This window comes from Janthinobacterium sp. GL_088 (assembly GCF_057837845.1).
The window spans coordinates 545,477-568,777 of the sequence record NZ_CM174453.1; the positions used below are offsets into that span (position 1 = coordinate 545,477).

Consider the following 23,301-nt stretch of genomic DNA (forward strand, 5'->3'; position numbering starts at 1 on the left):
ATTTGTGGGATGACAGCATGCTCAAGAAAGTTGATTCGTCTCAATTAAAAGTGGGCATGTACATTCATGACCTCAGTTGCGACTGGATGACGCATCCGTTCGTGCGCAACCGTTTCCTGTTGCGCAGCGACGATGAGATCCGCAAGATCGTGCAGGCCGGCATCCACGACGTGGTGATCGACAGCGGCAAGGGCCTCGACGTGCAGGACGCGCCCACCGTGGCGCAGGCGCGCGCCGAGACGGAGCGCGAACTGGTGCAGATCGCCACGCTGCCGCAAGTGGTCACGCGCGTGTCGCTGGGTATGGAGCTGGCGCGCGCCACGCAGGTGCGGCGGCAGGCGGCCAGCCTGGTGCGCACGGTGATGGCCGACGTGCGCCTGGGCAAAGCTGTTGAGCTCGACCGCGTGCAGCACACGGTGCAAGACATCACCGAATCGATCCTGCGCAATCCTGGCGCCCTGGTCGGCTTGTTGCGCATCAAGAGCAAGGATGACTACACCTTTTTGCATTCCGTCAGCGTATGCGCGCTGCTGGTGGCGTTTTGCCGCTCGCGCGGCATCGATGCGGCTACCACGCACCAGGCGGGCCTCGGTGGCTTGCTGCACGACACGGGCAAGGCCCTGGTGCCCGACAGCGTGCTGAACAAGCCCGGTCCCTTGACGCCGGAAGAATTTACCCTGATCAAACGCCATCCGCGCGACGGCTACGACATCCTGCGCCAGTCGCCCGAGGTGGGCGCGATTCCCCTCGACATCGCCCTGCATCACCATGAACGGCGCGACGGCAGCGGCTACCCGGACCAGTTGGCCGGCGACGCCATCAGCGAGCTGGCGCAGATGGCCGCCATCGTCGACGTGTATGACGCGCTGACATCGGACCGCAGCTATCACAAGGGGATTCCCGCCGCCGAAGCCTTGCGCAAGATCTATGAATGGAGCAAATTCCATTTCAACCCCGTGTTCGCGCAGGATTTCATGCGCTGCGTGGGCATCTATCCGGTCGGCACCATGGTGATGCTGGAATCGGGCCGCCTGGCCGTCGTTGTCGAGGCACACGAGAGCAATCTGCTGGCGCCGAAGGTGAATGTGTTTTTCAGTACGAAGAGCAAGACCTACATCAAGCCGGAAACGGTCGACCTGTCGCGCGGCTTCGGCTTCGGCGGCGCCGACAAGATCGTCGGCCATGAGTCGGCCGCCAAGTGGCAGGTCGATCCCATGCGTTTTTTATCGCTGGCGGATGCCTAGAAGAATTCTGCCGTATCGTTCGAGGTAATGGTTGTTAACAGACCTTTTGCCACCAGCTCATCGTAATGGCAGGCCAGGTTGCGGCCATGGCTTTTCGCGTAATACAGGGCCTGGTCGGCGCGGCCGAGGATGATGACGGGCGCCTCGTAGGCGTTGATGCTGACGAAGCCCACGCTGACGGTCACTCTGCCCACTTGCGGGAAGTCGTGCGCCTCGACGTTGGTGCGGAAGCGGTCGATGATTTTCTGCGCATTGTCCAGGGTGATCGAGCGCAGCAGCACGACGAATTCCTCGCCGCCGAAGCGGAAGATGCGGTCTTGCGAGCGGAACGACGATTGCAGCTGGTTGGCGATCAGGATCAGCACTTCATCGCCATACAGGTGGCCAAATTTATCGTTGACCAGTTTGAAATGATCGACGTCGATCACGGCCAGCCATTGCCGTTCCGTGTCCGTATGGTGGCGCCGTTCCTCATCGACGGGACGCGGCTTCTCCGCTTCCGGTTCGCCGCGGCTTTGCAGGATTTTCGCCAGCTGGTCGTCGAAGGTCTTGCGGTTCAACAAGCCGGTGAGCGAATCGCGTTCGCTGTAGTCGAGCAGGTTCTGGAAATTGCGGTACACGCTGACGATGCCGCCGATCACCTGGATGGTGGCGCCCGTGTACGGCGTGGGGTTGGTGATTTCCAGGCAGGTGGTGACCTGGTCGCCGATCCAGATGGGCAGCCACAGCAGATGGCGGCCGTCGGCGCACAGGGTGTCGGCGCTTGCTTCATGGCGCTTGATGCAGGCAGCCAGGGCTGGATAGTCCGACAGCGGTTCGCCCGGCAGGGTAGGGTCGTTATGCTCTTCCATGCGGGCCACGCTGCCCGCCACGATGATGGCCCGCGACCGCACGAACACCTGGCCACGCACGGTGGTCAGGGCCAGCACACGGGTCTGCGACGCGGCAGCGAGTTCCTGGACCGCCGAGATCACGGAGATGTCCAGCATCGTGTGGTCGCGGTGCCCGGTCATGTCCACCATGTGTTTCAGTAGGGAATCCATTGTCGATCTCTGGAAAGTAGTCACACAAGTGTCGTCATACCAGCATTGCATCAAGCAAGAGCATGTTCGCGTCCGTCTACAAGAAGCCAAGATTTATTTGGTGGCATGACGCTCTGTACCGCCGGGCGAGAGGCCTTTCCAAAGAAGAGCTAAGCAGGATAATGTCTTTTTGCCTAATAGGCAATTAACGTATGCAATATTTCATGTAAATACATGAGATTCATGCACTGCATTGCAAAAAACTTGCTCTGACGAAGGCTTTCAATCCTGATCGCAACATTTGTTTGCGTCAGCCGTCATTTCAACAGGGTTTGATAATTTCCATGTGGAAACTTGTGGCGCGTCAATTTGCCAAAACGTGGACGCTTTATAGTCAATGCAATGGCGCAGAAATTTACGGCAGGAAACATATTAGCAGGAATGGGCAATGTTTCACACCCGATTGCGCCAGGGACTTGTGATTCACTTTTGGGAGCTTGTCATGCATACCTTCCTGTCGGCAGTACAGCAGTTTGTCAAGGATGAGGATGGCATTACGGCAATCGAATACGGCCTGATTGCGGCCTTGATGGCTACCGCCATCACGGCCGGTTTCTTGCTGATCAAGACCAACTTGCTGGCCGTCCTCACCGACATTTCGTCGAACCTGGTGTTGACGCCCTAAGCGGGTGCCCGTCATCGGCCGGCCGGTGGCGGGTTTTTTTCGGGAGGTGTGCCATGCCTGCAACTGCCTTGTGCGATTTGCTGTTGCTGTGCTTTGTGACGGGGGCCGCCGTCAGTGATTTGATCCGCCGCAAGATTCCGAACTGGCTGGTGCTGGCCGGCATCCTCACTGCCCTGGTCGTGCACCTGTGGCTGTGGCCGCAAAACGTGCTGCCGCTGTGGCTGGGCGGCATGGCGACGGGCTTTTTCCTCTTTTTACCCTTGTATGTGCTGCGCGGCATGGCCGCCGGCGACGTCAAGCTGATCGCCATGGCGGGCGCCTTTGCCGGTCCCTGGCCCGTGCTGCAGATCTGTTTCGCCACGTTTGTCCTGGGCGGCCTGATGGCCGTGCTGATGATCACGTACCAGGGCAAGTGGCGCGCCTGCCTGCTCAATCTGCGCCAGCTGCTGTGGCCGATGATCGCGCGCATGGCAGGCATTCCCCTGGCGCCAACCGCACTCGGTAGCGGCGCCAGCGTGGGCAACATGCCGTACGGACTGGCCATTGCCCTGGGCTGCCTGCTGGTGCAAGGGCGGCACTATTTCTGATTGGTATTCATTGCTCTTGATCAATGGGCGCCAGTCCCCGCTCGCTAGAATGAATTCTGTTGAATGCCCGCTTAACCGGCTAAGGAGACGCAGCATGACCGAGGTCGACTATTCCCTGAGCACCGAGAGTGCGCCGCGTCCTGCCGACGCGAACCTGATGCCGCCCTTGCCGCCGCAGCCGAAGAGCTTGCGTGAAACGGGACTTGAGCGGCCGCTGGTCGTCGAACTGATCGCCAAGCTGATGTTCGTGGGCGGCAAGACGCACCTGTCCGCGCTGACGACGCGCTTGCGCCTGTCGATCAATGTCTTGCGCGAAGTGCTCGATTTCATGGTGACGGAGCAGATGGCCGAAGTGGCCTGGCGCGGCGAATCCGATATCGATGTGCAGTACCAGCTGACGAGCGCCGGCAAGCAGCGCGCCAGCGCTTTTCTTGAGCGCTGCGCATATATCGGTGCCGCTCCCGTTACCCTGGAAGCGTATCGTGCCATGGTGGCGCGCCAGTCGTGGCTGGCGCAGGAACAGCGCGTCGGCAGCGATGACCTGGCCGCTGTGCTCGGAGGCGCGCACGCGGGACCGGGCATGCTCGACGTGGTCGGCGCGGCCCTGCATTCGGGGCGTTCGCTGCTGCTGTACGGTCCGCCAGGCAGCGGCAAGTCGACCCTGGCGCTGCAGCTGGGACAATTGCTGCACGGTCTAGTCGCCGTGCCCTACGCCATCGTCGTCGGCCACGACATCATCCAGCTGTACGATCCGGCCCAGCACCTGCCGCCCGCGCCGCAGCACGTCAGCCATGCGCGCCAGGCGCTGGAGCGGCGCAGCACAGACATCCGCTGGGTGCTGTGCCAGCGTCCCGTGATCCACGTGGGCGCCGAGCTCGACGCCGGCATGCTGGAACTGCGCCATGACGCCAGCGGCGGCTGCTACCAGGCGCCGCCCCATGTGCGGGCGAACAACGGCATGCTGATCATCGACGACCTGGGCCGCCAGCGCCTGGGCGCGCAAGAATTGCTGACGCGGCTGATGCAGCCGCTGGCACGCGGCAGCGACCAGTTGGGCTTGCCCGGCGGCGTGCAGATCAGCGTGCCGTTCGACAATGCCCTCGTGCTGGCCACGAACGTGCCGCCGGGCGAGCTGTTTGATGCCGCCTTGCTGCGCCGCATCGGCTACAAGGTGCAGGTGGGGCCGCTGGCCGAGAGCGCCTATCGCGCCTTGTTCCGCCAGCAATGCCGGCTGGCCGGCATGGCCATCGACGAGCAGGCCGTGCACCATCTGCTGCAGCTGCATGGCGCGCAGGGACGGCCCTTGCTGGCCAGCTATCCGCAGGAATTGCTGGCGCGCATAGGCGACTTCGCCGGCTTTGCCGGCAGCGAGGCCTGTCTGACGGTGGCCGCCCTGGAGCAAGCCTGGAGCAGCCTGTTTGCCAGCTGCGACATGCCGGCCGCCAGCCTGTGCGAGCGCATCGCATGAAAAACCGGCGCGCCCTCCTGATGATGGGCCTGGCGGTCGTGCTGGGCTTGTTGGCCGTGCTGCTGGCCTCGCACTGGCTGCTGCGCCAGACACCGGCCGGCAAGGGCAAGATCGTCGTGGCCGCCAGCGATGTCAACCTGGGCCAGCGCCTGACGCCAGAGATGCTGCGCATGGCCGAATGGCCGGCGGAAAGCTTGCCGCAGGGCGCGCTGCAAGACCCGGCAAAACTGGCGGGACGGGTGCTGAAAACCAGCGTGCTGCGCGGCGAGCCGCTGAGCGAAGCCAAGCTGGCGCCGGCCGGCACCCTGGGCGGCCTGTCGGCCCTGATCACGGAAGGCCGCCGCGCCATCACCGTGCGCGTCAACGACGTGATCGGCGTTGCCGGCTTTGCCTTGCCGGGCAACTATGTCGACATCATCGTGAGTACCCAGCAGGATGCCGGCGACCGCGCGTTTCCGCAAAGCCGCAACATTTCCAAGATCGTGCTCGAACGCATCCTCGTGCTGGCCGTGGCGCAGGAAGTGGGGCGCGACGAGACCAAGCCGCGCGTGGTCAATGCCGTGACCCTGGAAGTGACGCCGGAGCAGGCGGAAAACCTGGACCTGGCGCGCAGCGTGGGCAGCCTGTCGCTGGTGCTGCGCAACCAGGTCGACCCGCAGCCGGGCGTGACGGCGGGCGCCACCAAGCTGACCCTGCTGGGCGGACCGCACGACGCCGAGCCCGCTCCTGTTCCCGCCGCACCTGTGCTGGCCGTGGCGCCGCGCCCGGTACGCGTGGCGAAGGCGCCGCCGGAAGCGACGCGCCAGTGCAGCGGCGTCATCGACGGGACGCGCCAGTCGCGCGAATGTTTTTAGCCAACCATGGACACGCTCATGAACCGCGCCCTGCTGATACTGTTCTGCCTGCTGTCGCCGCTTGCGGGCGCGGCGGCCGATCCTGGCCCGCGCTGCGGCGGTGAAGCGGCCTCGCCCGGTAACTTGCAGCTGCAGGTGGGCAAGTCGAGCATGCTGCGCCTGCCTGAAGCCGTGCAACAGCGCAGCGTCGGCAATCCGGCCGTCGTGCAGGCCATGCTGGTTGCCCCCGACACCTTGTATGTGGTCGGCGTCGACGTGGGCAGCACGAACATGATCATCCAGGGCAGGAGCGGCGTGTGCAGCGTGGTGAACGTCAGCGTCAGCATGGACCCGGCCGGCTTGCAAGCGACCCTGGCGGCCCTGATGCCGGAAGAAAAAGCCATCCGCGTCACGGCCGTGGCCGACACCCTGGTGCTGTCGGGCACGGTGCAGGATGCGGGCGCCGTGCTGCGCGCCGTCGAGCTGGCGCACGCCTATGTGCGTCGCGCTACAGTGCCGCTGGCGCTGCCCAAACCTGCCGATGGCGCCGCCATGCCCCTCGCCGCCACGGCGCCCGGTGGCGGCGCGGGCGGCGCGAACAGCCGCATCATCAACATGCTCGACGTCAGCGCGCCGCAGCAGGTGATGCTGGCCGTGCAGATCGCCGAAGTGTCGAAGTCGCTGCTGGAACGGCTGGAAGTGGGCGCCACCCTGCGCTTCGCTTCCGGCAGCTGGGCCACCACCTTGCTGTCGAATTTCCTCAGCGGCACGGCCAATGGTTTGCTCGACGTGCGCAAGTCGAATGGCCGCCAGCAACTGACCATCGAGGCGCAGAAACAGGATGGCCTGGTGCGCATTCTGGCCGAGCCGACGGTGATGGCGATCAGCGGACAGGAGGGCAGTTTTCTGGCTGGCGGCAAGATATTCATTCCCGTCGGCCAGGACAATAACAAGATCACCTTGGAAGAGCGCGAATACGGCGTCGGCCTGCGTTTTACGCCGACCGTGCTGTCGGGCGGGCGCATCAATTTGAAGGTGGCGCCGGAAGTGTCGGAACTGTCGCGCGAGGGCGTGGGCATTTCCGCCGCCGGCGTCAGCGGACGTTCTATTTTGCCCGTCATCACCACGCGGCGCGCCTCGACCACGGTGCAGCTGTACGACGGCCAGAGCTACGCCATCGGCGGCCTCATCAAGAACAACCAGGTGAGCAACATCGCGGGCGTGCCCTGGCTCAGCGAAGTGCCTATCCTCGGTGCGCTGTTTCGCAGCACGGATTTCCAGCACGACCGCACGGAATTGCTGTTCGTCATTACCGCGCATCTGGTGAAACCCTTGCCGGCCGACGCCGTGCTGCCGACGGCGCAGCTGGCGCCGCCTTCGCGCATGGACTTGATGTTGGGCGGCAAGATGGAAGGCACGCTGGCGCCGCCGTCCGTGCCGCCGTCGGTACCAGCACCGCGCGCGGCCAACGGTTTCGAGTTGAAATGAGACGGGGAGATACGCCATGCCGAACTCGCTCTTGACATCGCTGCGGCGCCTCGCGGCCCTGGCCCTGGCCATGCAGCTGGCCGCCTGCGCGTACGGCAGCACGCCGCAGCTGGACCGGCGCTTCGGCGACGCCGTGCGCCTGGCCATGGCGCAGCAGGTGCGCGATCCGGCCAGCGCGGGCAATCGCACGCCGGCCGATGGCCTCGACGGACCCAGCGCGCACGCCGTCATGCAGCGCTACCGCGCGTCGTTTGCCGAACCGAATGCCCAGGCGCCGCAGCCGGTGCAATTCATGCTGGGAGGCGGCAGTGGCAAATAGACGCCAGCGCGGGGCGATGCTGATCGCCTTTTCCATCCTGCTCATCGTGGTGCTGGGCTTTATCGGCCTGGCGCTCGATGTGGGGCAAGTCATCGGCCGCAAGACGGAACTGCAGAACCTGGCCGACAATGCGGCGATGGCGGCCGCCGCGGAACTGGTGGGCACGCCCGAGGGCTTGCTCGCCGCCGTGGAAAAAGCCAAGGGCAGTGCGGCCGACCGCAGCGCATGGCGGCGCCGCATGCAGGGCGCCATCCTGTCGGACGCCAGCATCCGCTTCGCCAGCGCGCCCGACGCACCCGCCAGCGGGTGGCATGCGGCGGGCGCCGTGCCCGACGCTGCCACGGCGCTGTTCGTGCGCGTCGATACGCAGGCCAATACACCCTCGCTGGGGCGGGTGGCGACGGCCTTCCTCGGCGCCTGGTCGCCGGCGCTGCGCACCCTGGACACGGGCGCGCGCGCCGTGGCGGGGCGCACCAGCCTGCACCTGATGCCGCTGGCCGTCTGCGCGCTGTCGGCCAGCGCGGCCAGCCCGCGCACGAATGCGGCACTGCTGCCGGCCGTCGAATTGCTGGAATATGGCTTTCGCCGCGGCGTGGCGTATAACCTGTTGAAACTCAATCCGCATGGCGCCACGGCCGAACATTTCGTGCTCAATCCGCTGGGCCAGCCGGGCGTGGTGGGAGTGTCGCAGCAGGTCGGTGAAGCGAGCGTGTTGCCGTTTGTCTGCAGCGGCACGGTGCAGTATCCGCGCATCGGCAGCGCCCAGGTGCACGTGCACCGGCCTTTTCCCGCCGCGCTGTGGACGGCTTTCAATGCGCGCTTCAACCAGCATGCGGGCAGCGGCTGCCATGCCGTCACGGCGCCGCCCGACACGAATATCCGCGCCTATCCGAATACGGCCGCGAGCTGGTGGATGACGAACGCGCCCGACGCGCCGAGCGCCCTGAGCACGGGCAATCCGTTGCTGTCCGTGGCCGACCCGGAATCGAACGCGACGCCGCCCGCCGTCGGCAGTTACGGGCCGCTGTGGTCTTTTTCCAGGGCGGCCAGGTACAGCAACCCGAAGCCGGCCGGCGGCTATCTGCCGTTTGCCACCAGCGACTGGCCCAAGCTGTATCCGGCCAGCCCGGCCGCGCCGGCCGCCAAGTCCGGCTATCCTGCCACGCCGCCCTACCAGACGCTGGGCTTCCAGACGGCGCCGACCGGCAACACGGGCGTGGCGCAGCGGCGCCTGCTGCATATCCCCCTGCTGGCCTGCCCCGTGCCGGCCGGCAGCGACGTGCTGGCGCAGGTGCGTGGCATCGGCCGCTTCTTCATGACGGCGCCGGCCAGCAATGGCGTATTGAGCGGCGAATTTGCCGGCCTGGCGGACGAGGGCACGCTGGCCGGCCCCGCGGAGCTGCTGCAATGAGGCCACCCTGCCGCGCCGCGCGCCGCCAGGGCGGCGTCGCCGCCATCGAACTGGCGCTGATCCTGCTGTTCTTCATGGCGCTGCTGCCCTTCGTGCTGCTGTTCGGCCGCGCGCTGCTGGTGTACACGGCACTGCAAAAAAGCGCGCACGATGCGGCGCGCTACATGGCGACCATGCCGCTGCCGCAGATGGGCAAGTTCGACACGGCGAGCCAGGGCGCCGCGCTGGCGCGGGAAATGGTGGCCGAAGCGATGGCGGAAAGCTGGCCGGGCATCAATCCCGCATGGGTCAATGTGGATTGCGTGTACGCCGACGATTCCTATGCCTGCGGCAGCTACGCCACGGCGCCGCTGCAGGTGCGCATCAAGGTCACCGCCGACATGCCGGTGGATTTCCTGCCTGCGCTGACCCGCAAGTGGCTGCCGCAACTGGCGCCGATCCCGCTGCGGGCCAACGCGACCTTGCGCTATGTCCATTGAACCGCGCCTCCGTCGGCAGCGCCAGGGCGGCGTCTTCGCCGTCGAATTCGCCATGCTGGCGCTGCTGTTCTTCCTGTTCCTGTTCGCCATGCTGGAAATGGCGCGCGCCGTGTACGTGTGGAACATGGTGCATGAGATTACCCGGCGCGCGGCGCGCGCCGCCGCCGTCACCGATTTCAGCAATGCCGGCGCCTTGCAAGCCGTGCGCACGCAAGCCGTGCTGCGCGCCACGCCGGGCACGCTGCCGCTGGGCGGCGGCATCAGCGACGCACATGTGCGCATCGATTATTTGTCGGAAAGCGCGGGGGGCGCCGCGCTGGCGGCCGTGCCGGTGACGGTGCTGCCGGGTTGCCCGCAGCGCAACCGCATCAATTGCCTGGATGATCCGCAGGGCGCCAGCTGCATCCGCTTCGTGCGCGCGCGCCTGTGCCAGCCCGGCGAGGGTGCGCGCTGCGAGCGCGTGCCGTACCGGCCCGTGCTGCCGCTGCTGGGGATGATGTTTCCCTCTGGCGCAGGCTCCATACGCTTGCCCAGCGGGACCACCATGGCGGTGGCCGAGTCGCTGGGCTATCCGGACAATCCCGGCTTTTGTCCATGAGCGCCAAGCCGTCGGCGCAGCCGAATGTAGTGCCTTGAATGAAGGAGGGGGGGATGAAAGCCTTGGTGATTACCCGCGATGCCAGCCTGCACGATGAAATCGCGGCGCAAGGCGCGGCCCGCATGCCCGTGCTGCGGCTGCTGGAGCGGCGCAGCGGCCTGCGCGACGCCGTCGAGCGCATGCTGCCCGAAGCGCCCGAGCTGGTGATCGTCGACGCCAGCGGCATCGATGCCGACGAAGCCGACCTGCTCGAGCGCCTGGCGCGCCAGTATCCGCTGGCCGTGCTGATGCTGCTCACGCGCGGCCAGCAGCAGGATGTGCTGATCCGCGCCATGCGCGCCGGCATGCGCGAAGTGCTGCAGCTGCCGCTGGTGCACAAGGCCTTCCACGAGGCGATGGACCGGGTCGATATCCAGGCCGGCGTGACGCAGATGCGCGACGGCAAAGTGCTCGCCTTCATTTCGTGCAAGGGCGGCAGCGGCGCCACTTTTCTATCGACGAATTTTTCCTACGCGCTGGCCAGCCTGGCCGGCTGCAAGGTGCTGCTGATCGACTTGCACGGCCAGTTCGGCGACGCCACCCTGTATGTCTCGGACCAGAAGCCGGCCATGACCTTGTCCGACATCTGCGCGCAGATCGCGCGCATGGATGGCGCCTTCCTCGCCTCGTGCCTGGTGCACGTGACGCCGAACTTCGGCGTGCTGGCGGCGGCCGACGACCCCGCGCACAAGGTCGACATGCAGCCCGAGCATATGGACCGCATCCTGGCCGTGGCGCGCCAGCACTACGATTACATCGTGCTCGACGTGGGGCGCCAGATTGATGCGCTGTCGCTGCGCGCGCTCGACAATGCCGACGCCATCTATCCGGTGCTGCAGCTGGCCTTGCCCGACATCCGCGACGGGCGCCGCCTGCTCGACATTTTCCGCTCGCTCGGCTATCCGGGCGAGCGCCTGCGCCTGATCGTCAACCGCTATGAAAAGGGCGGTCGCCTGCGCCTGGCGGACCTGGAGCAGGCGCTGGGCGCGGAAGTGGTGCACACGGTGCCCAACGATTACATCGCCGCCACCGATTCCGTCAACCAGGGCATTCCGCTGCTGCAGCTGTCGCGCACCAGCGCCGTGGCGCGCAGCCTGGCCGAACTGGTGGAGCTGGTGACGGCGCGCCGCGTGACGGAAAGCCGCGGCCTGTTCGACCGCCTGTTCAGCCGCAGCGAGGCCTAGGACAGGATAGATGTCAAGGCTCCCGCCGGGAGCCATCATGGGAGCCGAGATGACTTTACGCGAACGCCTGGCGGCGAATGAAACGGTGCGCCCCGCCACGCATGGACAGGGCGCGCTGGCGCTGCATGCCTACCAGGAACTGAAAAAAACCATGCACCAGACGATACTCGACCGTATCGACCTGGAACGCTTGAAACGCCTGACGGCGGAGCAGTTCAAGCACGAGCTGGCGCTGCTGGTGCAGCGCGTGATCGAGGAAGAGCGCATCGTGCTGAACCAGCACGAGCGGCATAGCCTGGTGCTCGACATCCAGCACGAGATGCTGGGCTTTGGCCCGCTGGAACCGCTGCTGGCCGATGCCAGCGTGTCCGATATCCTCGTCAATACCTGCGACAAGGTTTACGTGGAGCGAGGCGGGCGGCTGCAGCTGACGGACGTGACCTTCCACGACAATGCGCACCTGATGAAGATCATCGAAAAGATCGTCTCGCGCGTGGGACGGCGCGTCGACGAATCGAGCCCGATGGTCGACGCGCGCCTGCCCGATGGATCGCGCGTGAATGCCATCATTCCGCCGCTGGCCGTCGATGGCCCGATCCTGTCGATCCGGCGCTTTGCCGTGCAGCCTTTGACGATCGCCAATCTGCTCGATTACAAAAGCCTGACGCCGCCCATGGTGCAGGTGCTGCAGGCGCTTGGGCAGGCCAAGGTCAACATCCTGATCTCGGGCGGCACGGGCAGCGGCAAGACGACCCTGCTCAACGTGCTGTCCGGCTTCATCCCCGGCAGCGAGCGCATCGTCACCATCGAGGATGCGGCCGAACTGGCGCTGCGCCAGCCGCACGTGGTGCGCCTGGAAACGCGTCCGCCGAATATCGAGGGCAAGGGTGAAGTGAGCCAGCGCGCGCTGGTGCGCAATGCGCTGCGCATGCGGCCCGACCGCATCATCCTGGGCGAGGTGCGCGGCGCCGAGGCGCTCGACATGCTGCAGGCGATGAACACGGGCCATGAAGGGTCGCTGGCGACCATCCACTCGAACACGGCGCGCGACGCGCTGGCGCGGCTGGAAAACATGGTCGGCATGGCCAGCGTGAACCTGACGCCGCGCGCCACGCGCCAGCAGATCTGTTCGGCCGTGACGGTGGTGATGCAAGTGTCGCGCCTGACGGACGGCGCGCGCAAGCTGGTCAGCCTGCAGGAGGTGACGGGCATGGAGGGCGACATCATCGCCATGCATGAAATCTTCCGCTTCGAGCAGACGGGCGTCGATGCCGCCGGCAAGGTGCTGGGCCACTTTTGCGCCACGGGCGTGCGGCCGCGTTTCACGGAACGCTTGCGCATGTTTGGCGCGCCCGTGCCAGACAGCGTCTTCGACCCTGACCGCATCTACGAATAGGAGGCAGCATGGACCTGGTCTTCTACGGCTTTGCCGTGCTGCTGTTCGCCGCCTGCATCCTGATGGTGGAAGGTGCCTGGCTGTGGTGGTCTGGCACGCATGGCAGCGCGGCGCGGCGCATCAACCGGCGCTTGCGGCTGATGGCGACGCGCGGCGAGGCGGGCGGCGAGCGGGTCTCCATCCTCAAGCAACGCCGCTATGCGCGCACGCCCGGCCTCGAGCGCTGGCTGCGGCGCCTGCCGCAGGCGGCAAAGCTCGACCACCTGCTGCTGCAATCGGGTTTGTCCTGGTCGGTGGCGCAGTTCCTGGGCGGCGCGGGCGGCTTGCTGCTGGTGGCGCTGCTGTGGCTGGTCATCTGGCCCATGCCGCTGCCGGGTGCCTTGCTGCTGCTGGGCGTGGCCGGCGGCGGGCCGTGCATGGTCGTGCTGCGCGCGCGCGCGGCGCGGTTGAAAAAGATCGAGGCGCAATTGCCGGAAGCGGCCGATTTCCTGGCCCGCGCGCTGCGCGCCGGGCACTCGTTTTCGAATGTGCTGCAGATGGTCGGTGATGAACTCAATGAGCCGATCAGCGGCGAATTCAAGATGGCGCACGAAGAGATCAATTACGGCGTGCCGATGAACGAAGCGCTGCAAAACCTGGCCGCGCGCATTCCGCTGACGGACTTGCGCTACCTCGTCATCGCCGTGCTGGTGCAGCGCGAATCGGGCGGGAATCTGGCCGAGGTGCTGGTCAGCATCGCCCGCATCATCCGCGCCCGCTTGAAGCTGCTGGGGCAGGTGCGCGTGCTGTCGGCCGAGGGGCGCATGTCGGCCTGGGTGCTGGGGCTGATGCCGGTGGTGATGATCGGCGTCATGGCGCTGGTCAACCCGCAATACATCCGCCTGCTGTGGACCGATCCCAGCGGCATCAAATTGCTGTGGTACGCGGCCGGCATGGTGGCGCTGGGTATCGTGTGGATGCGCAACGTCATTCGTATCAGGATATAAAACAGGAGGTCGCATGAGCGGTGCACAACTGCTGTTTCTCGTGATCGTCTTTGCCGTGGTGGTGGCGCTGGCCCTGCTGGCATGGGTGATCTTCTTTCCCGGCACCTTGCGCCAGCGCCTGTTCGGTTCCATGGCGCCGGCCGCCAGCGAGGCGGTGGCCGACTCTGGCTGGGTGGAGCGCGTGGCGCGCGTGGCGCAGCCGTTCAGCAAGCTTTCTCTGCCGGAAGAGGGCTGGGAGCGCTCGCCGCTGCGCACGCGCTTCATGAACGCGGGCTGGAGCCAGGCCAGCGCGCCGGCCCTGTACTTTGCGGCGAAAACCGTGCTGGCCCTGCTGTTTCCCACCGTGCTGGGCCTGTACGCGGCCAGCGCCATGGCGGCGCAGCTGCGCAGCGTGCTGCTCTTGCTGCTGTGCGTCAGTGCCACCCTCGGTTACTACCTGCCGAACCTGGTGCTGGCCAGCACGGCCAAGCGGCGCCAGCGCGACATCTTTGAAAACATCCCCGATGCGCTCGACTTGCTGACCGTGTGCGTGGAAGCGGGCCTGAGCCTGGAGCGCGCGCTCGTCAAAGTGTCGGGCGAAATCCATATCAAGAGCGTGGTGCTGGCGCAGGAATTGCAACTGGTGCTGATGGAAATGCGCGCCGGCTTTTCCAAGGAAAAGGCGCTGCGCAACCTGGCCCTGCGCAGCGGCGTGGAAGACGTCGACACTCTGGTCGCCATGCTGATTCAATCGGAACGTTTCGGCACCAGCATGGGCGATTCGCTGCGCGTGCATTCGGAAAACCTGCGCGGCAAGCGCAGCCTGCTGGCCGAGGAGGCGGCAGCGAAGATCGCCCTGAAACTGCTGTTCCCGCTGATCTTTTGCGTCTTTCCCACCCTCATGCTGGTGCTCATGGGGCCGGCCGTGATCGAAGTCTATCGCGTGCTCGTGCCGGCCATGGCCAACCGCTGAAAGGAGCTATCATGCGCTTGACGATTTCCCGCCTGGCCGCCGCCTGCGCCTGCCTGGGCCTGGCCGCCTGCACCACGCAGCTGGCCCACGCGCCGCTGCCGCAGTGGCCTGACGCCGATGCCGCCTACGTGGCGGGGCGCCAGCATTTCGAGCGGGGCGACTTGCCTGCCGCGCAAGCGGCCTATGAACAGGCGTTGCGCGCCGCACCGCGCCATGTGAATGCGCGCAACGGCCTGGCCGTGCTGCATGCGCAGCGCGGTGAACACGATGCGGCGATCGCCCATTGGCTGGCCTTGACGCGGGAGGCCAGTCCGCCGCAGCCGCAGCAGGCGTATCTGTTCAGCAATCTCGGTCACGCCTATTCCCTGAGCGGGCGCGATGCGCAAGCGTTGACGGCGCTGGAACAGGCGTGTCTGCTCGACCCGCTCAATGCGCTGGCCTGGCAGCACCTGGCGCAAGTGCTGGAACGGCTGGGACAGCACGCGCGCGCCGTCGTCATGCGGCGCCAGGCGCAGAGCCTGCAGGAACATGACTTACGGCGCGGCCTGGCCGTCTTGCGCAGCGAGGCGCCGCCGCAGGCTGTGCCCGTGGCCGCGCCGCTGCCGGATGCGCCTGCCATGGCGCGCATCGACATCACGCAAACCGACGGAATGGCGCGCTTGCAGCGCGTGCCGGTGGCCGCGCGCGGCGTGCTTGCTGCCATGGCGGAGCGGTCCATGCCGGCCGCTGCCGTGACCCGTCCGCGCCTGGAAATTGTGAACGGCAATGGCGTGCCCGGCCTGGCCGCAGCGCTGGCGCGCAGCCTGGCCGGTGCTCCCGTGCAGGTGGTGCGCTTGGCCAATGAAACCAGTTTCCAGGTGGCGCGCACGCGCGTCGAGTACCGGCCCGCGCAGGAGCAGGCGGCGCGTCAGCTGGCCCGCCAGCTGGGGCTGCAGGTACAAACCCAGGTGCAGACCCAGGCCGCCGATTGCCCCGCCAGCGAGCTGCGCTTGGTGCTGGGGCGCGACCTGAGCGATCCGGCCATGCTGCACCGCTATTATCTGCAGCAACTGCAGCTGGCGCGCCAGGCGCTGGCGCGGCTCGGTTAACACGTTCTTGCCTGCATAAAAAACGCGGCGCCTTTGCGGGTGCCGCGTGTTGTTGGCATGCCGGTGTCTAGCTTGGCCGGCGGCGGCGCGTAAAAGCCAGGCCAGCCAGTCCCGTGCCCAGCAGGAACAGCGTGCCTGGTTCGGGCACGACCAGGGGATCGATGACGACGATATCGGTGCGCGTTGATTTCGAAAAGTTCAAGGTATAGCTGCCGGCCGGCAGGGCGAAATTCGAGGTCAGGGAAAACATCGCAAAGCCATTCGTGAAGGCGCGCCCGCTGGCCGGGTCATTCGTGCCGGCCGTCATGTTCAGGCTGAACGGGTCGAGGCTGCCGGCGCCATGGTTGCCGTTGATGTCGCTGCCATTGTTGGCATCGCCATCGGGCGCGAACTGGAAGATCACGCCGTCGGCATTCGCTTTCGACAGGCAACCGACGGGACTGGCGCTGTTGCACGAGATATTGAAGATATCCATGATCGATACGTTCGACTTGTCGCCCATGGTCGTGACGTTGGCCAGTAGGTCGCGCCGTCCCATGAAGCTGAAGGTGATGAAGCCGGCGCTCGACAGGGTCAGGTTGACGGAGCCGGTGAGCGTGTCGCCGGCTGTGGAGGACGCCGCCCCCACCGTGTTGCGTTGCGCTTCCGACACGGCGCTGACGGTGGAACCGGCGGCAGTGAGCATGTTGCCGAAGGAATGCGCATCGCCGCGCGCGAATTCCAGCGCGGCGGTGGGCGCATAGTGGTTTTGCGGCGAGGCGCCGCAGCCGGCGCCGGAGCACACTTGCAGCACGTCGGCGTTGGCGGCCGGGCCCGTATTGACGGCGCGCGGATTGACGGCCACGCCGCCCTGAAAGAAGGCGCTGTCGCTGGCATTGCGATTGGCGCCGGCCAACGACAAGGTGCCGGCACTCGTGGTGATGCGGAAATTGTTCAATTCATTGACGGCCAGGCCGTACGCGCCGGCATGCGCCTGGCCGCTGGCCAGCAGGCTCGCCGCCGCCAGTGCGCCCAGCCAGCCCAGGGTCTTGCTTCGTGTGTGATCGACGTTCATCGCAGCCTCTTATCGTGGTCAGTCTCGGAAAATCCGGGGGCAAGGAATCCAGTTCGACTTGCCTGGATTCATCTTGTAGACAGTGATAAGCAGCTTGCGTGCCACACAAAAAAAGCATATTGAATCAAACACTTGCGCAAAGCGGACTGAACTGGAGAGGGCAAAGTGTAAGAAAGGCCGACGCCGCCTGGCGGGTGGCGCCGGCCAGCCTCAGGTGCCCCGGTGATAGCCGAGGTGGCCGCCCGAATTGCGTGCGCAGCCGCAACCGATGCGCGCCACTTCCTCGCCTTCCGTCAATTTCCAGTTGGTAATCGTCGTGTGCTGCCAGTCGATGTCGCTTTTCTTGACAGGTTTTACCGTCAGGGTACGTTGCTCCACATCCGTGTATTCCATCAATTCTTCGTCATCGGCGATGTCGAAATGGCGGTGGATCAGGGAAATACCGAAGCGGTCGAGTGCGCCATAGCGTTGCAGCACGTCGCGCAGTTCGCGAAAGCAGGCGAGATCGCCGGGCAGCAGCGGATCGACGGCGGAAATATCGGCGACGGGTTGCCATTGCATGGCGTGAATGTTCAGGCTGTGCATGATGTCCTCCTGTGCCCCTTGTATCAAGCCCAGGCTGCCAAAGGGGCCTGGCACGCCTGGTGACATGCCCATCGTGGCCGCAATGCCGCTGCGGTGCTTGCGCCAGATCAAAGGTGCGGCACATCGCCTCTCGCTGATCATTGCCCGGTAAAATAGGCCATGGCAAAAAAAACCCCCACCTTCCCCGGCGCGCGCACGGGCCGCGGCCAGGTCCTGGCCGTGCTGCTGTCGAACCGCGACCAGTCCGGCGCCGAACCGCTGCAAGGCCGCGTCTCGTTGGCCGCTATCGTCAAGGCGCTGAAACGCAAATACCACTGGCCGATTGAAACGCACAGTTTCCCCGCGAATACGCAGGACGGCCGCGCCAGCTGGGCAACCGTCTACAGCTTGCCGGAAAAGGTCATTGAGACCGCGCTGGACAGCGGCGGCCGGGAGTGGCTGGAGAGCCGGATAGTAGCCGGGCGGCGCTGAGCGCGCCGCAGTACGGCTATTCGAGCCGGAAGCCGACCTTGAGCGTGACCTGGAAGTGCGCCACCTTGCCATCGACGATATGGCCCCGCGATTCCGTCACTTCATACCAATCCATGTGCTTGACCGTCAGCGCCGCCTTGGCAATGGCATCGCGTATCGCCTGATCGCTGCTTTCGGTCGATGTTCCCACCAGTTCGATCAGCTTGTAAGTATGTGCGGACATGATATTTTCCCAGGTAGGCAAGCCAGACATCGGGAGCCTGCTTTGCGCAAGCACATGCTCATCTTGCGCCTAAACGTGCTGATAGTCATTGCGCGGTGCAGCAATGCGCCACGGGAGTGGTTCGCGGAAGGGAGTGTCCAGTCCTAAAATAGGTTGACAGTATTTATTGCTGTAGAAACGCCCGATGCACCGCATCGGGCGTTTTGTATTGCAGGGCCGTATGCGGCCGTTCCTGGTTATAGATCCGCACCGATTGCGCCACCATTTTGCTCGCCTGTTTCAGGTCCGCAGGTCGATTCAGCAGGAACTCGCCTTTCAGAATGCCGTTGATACGTTCGGCCAGCGCATTCTGATAGCAGTCGTAGCCATCTGTCATGGAGCAAGTCAGTCCGTGACGACGATGAATTTCCTGATAGTAAGTAGAGCAATACTGGATGCCCCTGTCTGAATGATGGATCAGCGGCGTCTTGCGCTGTCGCGCTCGCAGTGCCATTTTCACGGCCTCGCTGACTTCCTCGGTTTGCAAGCTCGCGTGCACATGGTAGCCCACAATCTTGCGCGAGTATGCATCCGTCACCAAGCTCAGATAGACGAATTTTCCGGCGGTCGGGAGATACGTGATATCGGCTACCCACACCTGCTCCGGCTGCGTGGCAAACACTTGCCCCGGTCCCTCCTTGAGCAAGTTCGGATGGCGCCGGAAGCGGTGATGGCTGTTCGTGGTCTTGTGATAGGCCCGCTGCGGTTGTACCAGCAGCCGCTCCTGCCGCAAGATGTCAAAGAGCCCATCGCGTCCCACTTTGATCTTTTCTCGGGAAAAGGCTGCACCGAGCATGCTGTGCAGCTTGCGCGTGCCGATGCGCGGCTGGCGCAGACGTATCGGCTGCACCAGTTTGACGACAGTTTGTGCCCTGTCCAGGCACTGTTGCTCGCGCTGACGGCGCTGGTAATAGGCTTGGCGACTGATGCCGACACAGCGGCAGGCCCGCTCGACGCTTAATCCTTCGACTTGCTTGCGCGCGATGACCTGCCCAAAGGCTTTTTTACCGGCACCCCGTACTCGTCACGCAGGACGTCGAGAACCGCTTCGAACAGCGCCGATTTCTGTCTTTCTTCCTTGAGTTGACGCTCCAACTCCTTAATGCGTTGCTCTGGCGTCAGTGGCTTGGTCGGCTTGTCTGTCATCATCGCGCTCCCTTGGCTTCGGCCCCGTGGATGCGTCCAATCCTGCAGGCCGTGTTTGCGACACCATACCAAAACTGTCGACCGACCCTGTATTCCGTAGCGTAGTTGCGCCTGCCTGTACGTCATCTCGCCTTTTTCCACCTGCTCGACAACGCTCAATTTAAAAGCCAGACTGTAATCGCGCTGGCTGCGCCTAAACCCTTGTTCCATTTGACACTCCATCTCTGCATCGAAAAAGTGTCAACTTATTCCAGGACGGGTCAGAGAAAAGAAAAAAGGGCTACCTGCCGAAGCATGTAACCCTTTGATTTCCTACTAAAATTCTGGTGCCGACTGCCGGTTTCGAACTGGCCACCTGATGATTACAAATCAACTGCTCTACCAAATGAGCTAAGTCGGCAAAAACTGCGCGTTGCGAATTATACGCTATTTAATGCGTGTCAGGGTCGGGCGGCCGCCTTTTTTTGGTGGCTCGTCGTCGCCGGGCGTGGCGTTGTCGCGTTGTTCGGGGGAACTGGTCGGCACGGACGACAGGGTCGGGGCGCTGGAGACCGGGGCGATCGCTGGCGGCGGGACGTCGGCGGAGGCCGGGCTGTCCGTCGGTTGCGCGTCGGGGTCATCGTTGCCCAACACAGGCTCGAAAGCCATGCCCTGGCCGTTTTCGTTGGCGTAGATGGCCATCACGTTGTCGACCGGTACGTAGATTTCGCGCGAGACGCCGCCAAAGCGGGCGTGGAAGCGGATGGCGTCGTTGTCCATCTTCAGGCCGCTGGTGGCGCCGAAGCTGATGTTGAGCACGATTTCGCCCTTTTTCACGTATTCCATCGGTACCGTGGTGCGCGAATCGACTTTGACCGCGAGATAAGGCGTGTAGCCGCTGTCGGTGCACCACTCGTAGATGGCGCGCAGCATATAAGGTTTGGTTGAGATTTCAGACATGGTAGACACTGTGAGGCGGGAGCGCCCCTGTCAATGACAGGGTGGCGCACCGGTAATTCAAAAGACTGGCTGCTGACGCAAGATATCCCGGCAAGCGCTGCCTGCCGGGAATATCTTTTAACGACGCATCACTTTTTCCGAAGGAGTGAGTGCTTCGATATAGGCCGGACGCGAGAAGATGCGTTCGGCGTATTTCATCAGCGGTGCAGCCGTCTTCGACAGTTCGATGCCGTAGTGGTCCAGGCGCCACAGCAGCGGCGCGACAGCCACGTCGAGCATCGAGAATTCGTCGCCCAACATGTACTTGTTTTTCAGGAACAGCGGCGCCAGGGTCGTCAGGCGGTCGCGGATTTCCGCGCGTGCCTTGTCGTGGGCCTTGTCGTTGCTCTTGGCGCGTTCGCTTTCCAGCACGTGCACGTGCACGAACAGTTCTTTTTCGAAATTGAACAGCATCAGGCGCGCGCGGGCACGCATCAGCGGATCGGCCGGCATCAGTTGCGGATGCGGGAAGCGCTCATCGATGTACTCGTTGATGATGTTCGATTCATACAGGATCAGTTCGCGCTCGACCAGGATAGGCACCTGGCCGTACGGATTCATGGTCGAAATGTCTTCCGGTTTGTTGAACAGGTCGACGTCGCGCACTTCGAAGTCCATGCCTTTTTCAAACAGGACCAGGCGGCAGCGTTGCGAAAATGGGCAGGTTGTACCCGAATAGAGAACCATCATTTTTTATAGTTCCTTAGAAACAAAGGGGGTGAAGCCGCGAACGGCTCACCCCAGGTCGCTTGTCCACTCATGCGGACAACGCAGAAACAGGCATAAACCGGCCTATGGCCGGCGCCTCACTTATTTGACTTCCTTCCAGAACGACGCGTTAAGGCGCCATGCCAGCAGAGCAAAGACCGACAGGAACAGCAGCACCCACACGCCCAGGCGCTTGCGTGTCTGCTGTGCCGGTTCGGCCATCCACTCCATGTAGCCGACCAGGTCGGCTACCGCATTGTCATACTCGATCTTGTTCAACGTACCTGGCTTGACCTGCTCGAAGCCGGCAAATTTGTGGATCTTCTTGCCAGCGTCGTGCGGATCATTCTCTTCCACGAACTTGGCAGACTGGACACCTTGCAATTCCCATAATACATGCGGCATGGCAACATTCGGCACGACCATGTTGTTCCAGCCGGTCGGACGAGTGTCGTCTTTATAGAACGTACGCAGGTAAGTATACAGGTAGTCGCCGCCTGTGCCAGCGGAAGATGATTTCGCGCGCGAAATTACCGACAAATCCGGCGGTACGACGCCAAAGAAAGCCTTGGCGTCCTGCGGTGCCAGGCTTGTCGTCATCAAGTCGCCGACTTTATCGCCGGAGAACAACAGATTCTGCTTGATCTGGTCTTCCGTCAAACCCAGGTCGCGCAGCCGGTTGTAGCGCATCGACACGGCGGCGTGGCAATTCAAGCAATAGTTGACGAACAATTTGGCGCCATGTTGCAGCGCCGCCATGTTGGTCTGGCGGTCAGGAGCCTTGTCCAGCGGAAAGCCGCCTTCGCTGGCGAGAGCCATGGCAGGCACGAAGGCCAGGATGGCGAGCAGTTTTTTTGCAATCTTCATATGATGTATGTCCTTTGAGCGTGGCGTGAGAGCGGCTTAGTGCGGGTGAAACGTCACACGCGACGGCACGGTCTTGAACTTGCCCATTGCACTCCACCATGGCATCAACAGGAAGAAGCTGAAGTAAATCAGGGTGCACACTTGCGACACGATGGTTTTCGTATCCGTTGGCGCCTGGGTCCCCAGGTAGCCGAGGATCAGGAACGACAGGCCGAAGATGGCGTACACATATTTGTGCCAGGTCGGACGGTAGCGGATCGATTTCACCGGCGAATGGTCGAGCCATGGCAGGAAGGCCAGGATCACGACGGAACCGCCGAAGAACACCACGCCCCAGAATTTCGCGTCCAGCACCTGCGGCAGCATGCCGATGATGGCGACGATGGCGATGCCGGCGATGACCGACTTGACGATCGTCGACAGGCGCGACTTGAGCCAGATGAATACCACGTAGGCAGCCACGACACCCATCAGCACGTACATGAAGTCGGCCGTGGTGGCACGCAGCACCGAGTAGAACGGCGTGAAGTACCAGGTTGGCGCGATGTGCAGCGGGGTCTTCAGCGAATCGCCGGGCAGGAAGTTGTTGTATTCCAGGAAATAACCGCCCATTTCCGGCGCGAAGAAGACGACGGCGCTGAAAATGACGAGGAAGATCGACACGCCGAACAGGTCATGTACGGTGTAGTACGGATGCGAAGGAATCGAATCGACCGGGTGGCCATCGGCGCCCAGATTTTCTTTGACTTCGATGCCGTCCGGGTTGCTCGAACCGACTTCGTGCAGGGCGATCAAGTGCGCTGCAACCAAGCCCAGCAGTACCAGCGGGATGGCGATCACGTGGAAGGCAAAGAAGCGGTTCAGGGTCGCGTCGGAAACGACATAGTCGCCGCGGATCCACAGCGATAGGTCAGGGCCGATCAGCGGGATGGCGCCAAACAGGTTGACGATCACTTGGGCGCCCCAGTACGACATCTGGCCCCATGGCAACAGGTAGCCGAAGAACGCTTCGGCCATCAGGCACAGGAAGATGGCGAAACCGAACAGCCAGATCAGTTCACGTGGCTTGCGGTACGAGCCGTACAGGAGGCCGCGCGTCATGTGCAGGTAGACGATGATGAAGAAGGCCGAGGCGCCCGTCGAGTGCATGTAGCGCACCAGCCAGCCCCACGGTACTTCGCGCATGATGTACTCGACGGAATTGAAGGCCAGGGCCGCATCCGGTTTGTAGTGCATGGTCAGGAAGATGCCGGTGACGATCTGCAAGACCAGCACGAGCATGGCCAGCGAGCCGAAGATGTACCAGAAGTTGAAGTTTTTCGGGGCGTAGTACTTGCCCCATTGGTCGTTCCACAGCTTGGTCAGGGGAAAGCGGTCATCGACCCAGCCCAGCGCTTTTTCGGCGACGGGAGCGTCTGCCGGGAACTTCGTTTCTTTGAAAGCAGCCATGA

Annotated in this window: 25 protein-coding genes and 1 tRNA gene; 16 read left to right on the forward strand and 10 right to left on the reverse strand. The window is 63.9% G+C overall.

The features are described 5' to 3' along the window. Nucleotides 1-17: 17 nt before the first annotated feature. The gene (locus tag AC3IQ7_RS02375; RefSeq protein ID WP_099377914.1) at nt 18-1,244 is read left to right on the forward strand and encodes an HD-GYP domain-containing protein; all 1,227 of its coding nucleotides are present in this window, start codon (nt 18-20) and stop codon (nt 1,242-1,244) included. Here AC3IQ7_RS02375 and AC3IQ7_RS02380 read toward each other — a convergent pair. Beyond that, complete coding sequence (locus AC3IQ7_RS02380) at nt 1,241-2,287, reverse strand: GGDEF domain-containing protein (RefSeq protein WP_099377828.1); 1,047 nt, start codon at nt 2,285-2,287, stop codon at nt 1,241-1,243. The genes AC3IQ7_RS02375 and AC3IQ7_RS02380 overlap by 4 nt on opposite strands. Nucleotides 2,288-2,768: 481 nt before the next feature. Between AC3IQ7_RS02380 and AC3IQ7_RS02385 the strand changes: the two genes are divergently transcribed. The 14 genes from AC3IQ7_RS02385 (at nt 2,769) to AC3IQ7_RS02450 (ending at nt 15,779) form a co-directional block, all read left to right on the forward strand. After that, nucleotides 2,769-2,951: a Flp family type IVb pilin gene (locus AC3IQ7_RS02385; RefSeq protein ID WP_034752975.1), complete on the forward strand. Its 183-nt coding sequence runs from the start codon at nt 2,769-2,771 to the stop codon at nt 2,949-2,951. A gap of 53 nt (nt 2,952-3,004) precedes the next feature. Then, on the forward strand, nt 3,005-3,538 hold the full coding sequence (locus AC3IQ7_RS02390; RefSeq protein ID WP_099377829.1) for an A24 family peptidase: 534 nt from the start codon (nt 3,005-3,007) through the stop codon (nt 3,536-3,538). A 94-nt stretch (nt 3,539-3,632) separates the two neighbouring features. Continuing rightward, on the forward strand, nt 3,633-5,006 hold the full coding sequence (locus tag AC3IQ7_RS02395; protein ID WP_099377830.1) for an ATP-binding protein: 1,374 nt from the start codon (nt 3,633-3,635) through the stop codon (nt 5,004-5,006). Continuing rightward, entirely contained in the window at nt 5,003-5,860 is an 858-nt protein-coding gene (gene cpaB / locus AC3IQ7_RS02400) for a Flp pilus assembly protein CpaB (RefSeq protein ID WP_322426609.1), read from the forward strand. Before AC3IQ7_RS02395 ends, cpaB begins: the two co-directional genes overlap by 4 nt. Nucleotides 5,861-5,878: 18 nt before the next feature. After that, a complete protein-coding gene (locus AC3IQ7_RS02405) occupies nt 5,879-7,327 on the forward strand; it encodes a type II and III secretion system protein family protein (protein ID WP_489208266.1) in 1,449 nt (482 codons plus the stop codon). A 16-nt stretch (nt 7,328-7,343) separates the two neighbouring features. Further along, nucleotides 7,344-7,646, forward strand: coding sequence for a hypothetical protein (locus tag AC3IQ7_RS02410; RefSeq protein WP_489208267.1), 303 nt, complete (start codon nt 7,344-7,346; stop codon nt 7,644-7,646). After that, nucleotides 7,636-9,057, forward strand: coding sequence for a pilus assembly protein TadG-related protein (locus tag AC3IQ7_RS02415; RefSeq protein WP_489208268.1), 1,422 nt, complete (start codon nt 7,636-7,638; stop codon nt 9,055-9,057). The genes AC3IQ7_RS02410 and AC3IQ7_RS02415 overlap by 11 nt, the downstream gene beginning before the upstream one ends. Then, nucleotides 9,054-9,536, forward strand: coding sequence for a TadE/TadG family type IV pilus assembly protein (locus AC3IQ7_RS02420; RefSeq protein WP_099377834.1), 483 nt, complete (start codon nt 9,054-9,056; stop codon nt 9,534-9,536). Before AC3IQ7_RS02415 ends, AC3IQ7_RS02420 begins: the two co-directional genes overlap by 4 nt. Continuing rightward, the gene (locus tag AC3IQ7_RS02425; RefSeq protein ID WP_489208270.1) at nt 9,526-10,134 is read left to right on the forward strand and encodes a TadE/TadG family type IV pilus assembly protein; all 609 of its coding nucleotides are present in this window, start codon (nt 9,526-9,528) and stop codon (nt 10,132-10,134) included. Before AC3IQ7_RS02420 ends, AC3IQ7_RS02425 begins: the two co-directional genes overlap by 11 nt. A gap of 53 nt (nt 10,135-10,187) precedes the next feature. Then, a complete protein-coding gene (locus AC3IQ7_RS02430; RefSeq protein ID WP_489208271.1) occupies nt 10,188-11,357 on the forward strand; it encodes a CpaE/TadZ family protein in 1,170 nt (389 codons plus the stop codon). 49 nt (nt 11,358-11,406) lie between these two features. Further along, nucleotides 11,407-12,753, forward strand: coding sequence for a TadA family conjugal transfer-associated ATPase (locus tag AC3IQ7_RS02435; protein WP_199534321.1), 1,347 nt, complete (start codon nt 11,407-11,409; stop codon nt 12,751-12,753). Between the two features lie 8 nt (nt 12,754-12,761). After that, nucleotides 12,762-13,739, forward strand: a complete 978-nt coding sequence (locus AC3IQ7_RS02440; protein ID WP_489208274.1) for a type II secretion system F family protein — start codon at nt 12,762-12,764, stop codon at nt 13,737-13,739. 13 nt (nt 13,740-13,752) lie between these two features. Continuing rightward, nucleotides 13,753-14,691 carry a type II secretion system F family protein gene (locus AC3IQ7_RS02445; RefSeq protein WP_489208275.1) on the forward strand — a complete coding sequence of 313 codons (939 nt, stop codon included), beginning with the start codon at nt 13,753-13,755 and terminating at the stop codon, nt 14,689-14,691. Nucleotides 14,692-14,702: 11 nt separating this feature from the next. Beyond that, nucleotides 14,703-15,779 (forward strand): LytR C-terminal domain-containing protein, encoded by a 1,077-nt coding sequence (locus AC3IQ7_RS02450; protein WP_489208276.1) that lies wholly within the window; start codon nt 14,703-14,705, stop codon nt 15,777-15,779. Nucleotides 15,780-15,846: 67 nt separating this feature from the next. Here AC3IQ7_RS02450 and AC3IQ7_RS02455 read toward each other — a convergent pair whose 3' ends face one another. Both AC3IQ7_RS02455 and AC3IQ7_RS02460 read right to left on the reverse strand, forming a co-directional pair. Further along, on the reverse strand, nt 15,847-16,833 hold the full coding sequence (locus AC3IQ7_RS02455) for an EDSAP-1 family PEP-CTERM protein (RefSeq protein ID WP_489208277.1): 987 nt from the start codon (nt 16,831-16,833) through the stop codon (nt 15,847-15,849). A 210-nt stretch (nt 16,834-17,043) separates the two neighbouring features. Then, nucleotides 17,044-17,418 carry a hypothetical protein gene (locus AC3IQ7_RS02460; protein WP_489208279.1) on the reverse strand — a complete coding sequence of 125 codons (375 nt, stop codon included), beginning with the start codon at nt 17,416-17,418 and terminating at the stop codon, nt 17,044-17,046. A gap of 159 nt (nt 17,419-17,577) precedes the next feature. Between AC3IQ7_RS02460 and AC3IQ7_RS02465 the strand changes: the two genes are divergently transcribed. Beyond that, on the forward strand, nt 17,578-17,889 hold the full coding sequence (locus AC3IQ7_RS02465) for a hypothetical protein (RefSeq protein WP_489208281.1): 312 nt from the start codon (nt 17,578-17,580) through the stop codon (nt 17,887-17,889). 16 nt (nt 17,890-17,905) lie between these two features. Here AC3IQ7_RS02465 and AC3IQ7_RS02470 read toward each other — a convergent pair whose 3' ends face one another. The 7 genes from AC3IQ7_RS02470 to AC3IQ7_RS02500 all read right to left on the reverse strand — a co-directional run bounded on the left by AC3IQ7_RS02470 (nt 17,906) and on the right by AC3IQ7_RS02500 (nt 23,299). Next, nucleotides 17,906-18,112, reverse strand: a complete 207-nt coding sequence (locus tag AC3IQ7_RS02470; RefSeq protein WP_034753599.1) for a dodecin — start codon at nt 18,110-18,112, stop codon at nt 17,906-17,908. Nucleotides 18,113-18,275: 163 nt separating this feature from the next. Continuing rightward, nucleotides 18,276-19,507, reverse strand: a protein-coding gene (locus AC3IQ7_RS02475; protein WP_489208282.1) for an IS3 family transposase whose coding sequence is annotated in 2 segments (ribosomal slippage) — nt 18,276-19,139 and nt 19,142-19,507 — 1,230 coding nt in all. Because the reading frame shifts where the segments join, the coding sequence is not laid out codon by codon here. A gap of 114 nt (nt 19,508-19,621) precedes the next feature. Further along, nucleotides 19,622-19,697, reverse strand: a tRNA-Thr gene (locus AC3IQ7_RS02480). Nucleotides 19,698-19,723: 26 nt separating this feature from the next. Continuing rightward, complete coding sequence (locus AC3IQ7_RS02485) at nt 19,724-20,236, reverse strand: ClpXP protease specificity-enhancing factor (protein WP_225243046.1); 513 nt, start codon at nt 20,234-20,236, stop codon at nt 19,724-19,726. A gap of 117 nt (nt 20,237-20,353) precedes the next feature. Further along, a complete protein-coding gene (locus AC3IQ7_RS02490; protein WP_010394154.1) occupies nt 20,354-20,965 on the reverse strand; it encodes a glutathione S-transferase N-terminal domain-containing protein in 612 nt (203 codons plus the stop codon). 120 nt (nt 20,966-21,085) lie between these two features. Continuing rightward, nucleotides 21,086-21,850, reverse strand: coding sequence for a cytochrome c1 (locus tag AC3IQ7_RS02495; protein WP_322426621.1), 765 nt, complete (start codon nt 21,848-21,850; stop codon nt 21,086-21,088). Nucleotides 21,851-21,886: 36 nt separating this feature from the next. Next, nucleotides 21,887-23,299, reverse strand: a complete 1,413-nt coding sequence (locus AC3IQ7_RS02500; RefSeq protein ID WP_099377846.1) for a cytochrome b — start codon at nt 23,297-23,299, stop codon at nt 21,887-21,889. Nucleotides 23,300-23,301 lie beyond the last annotated feature (2 nt).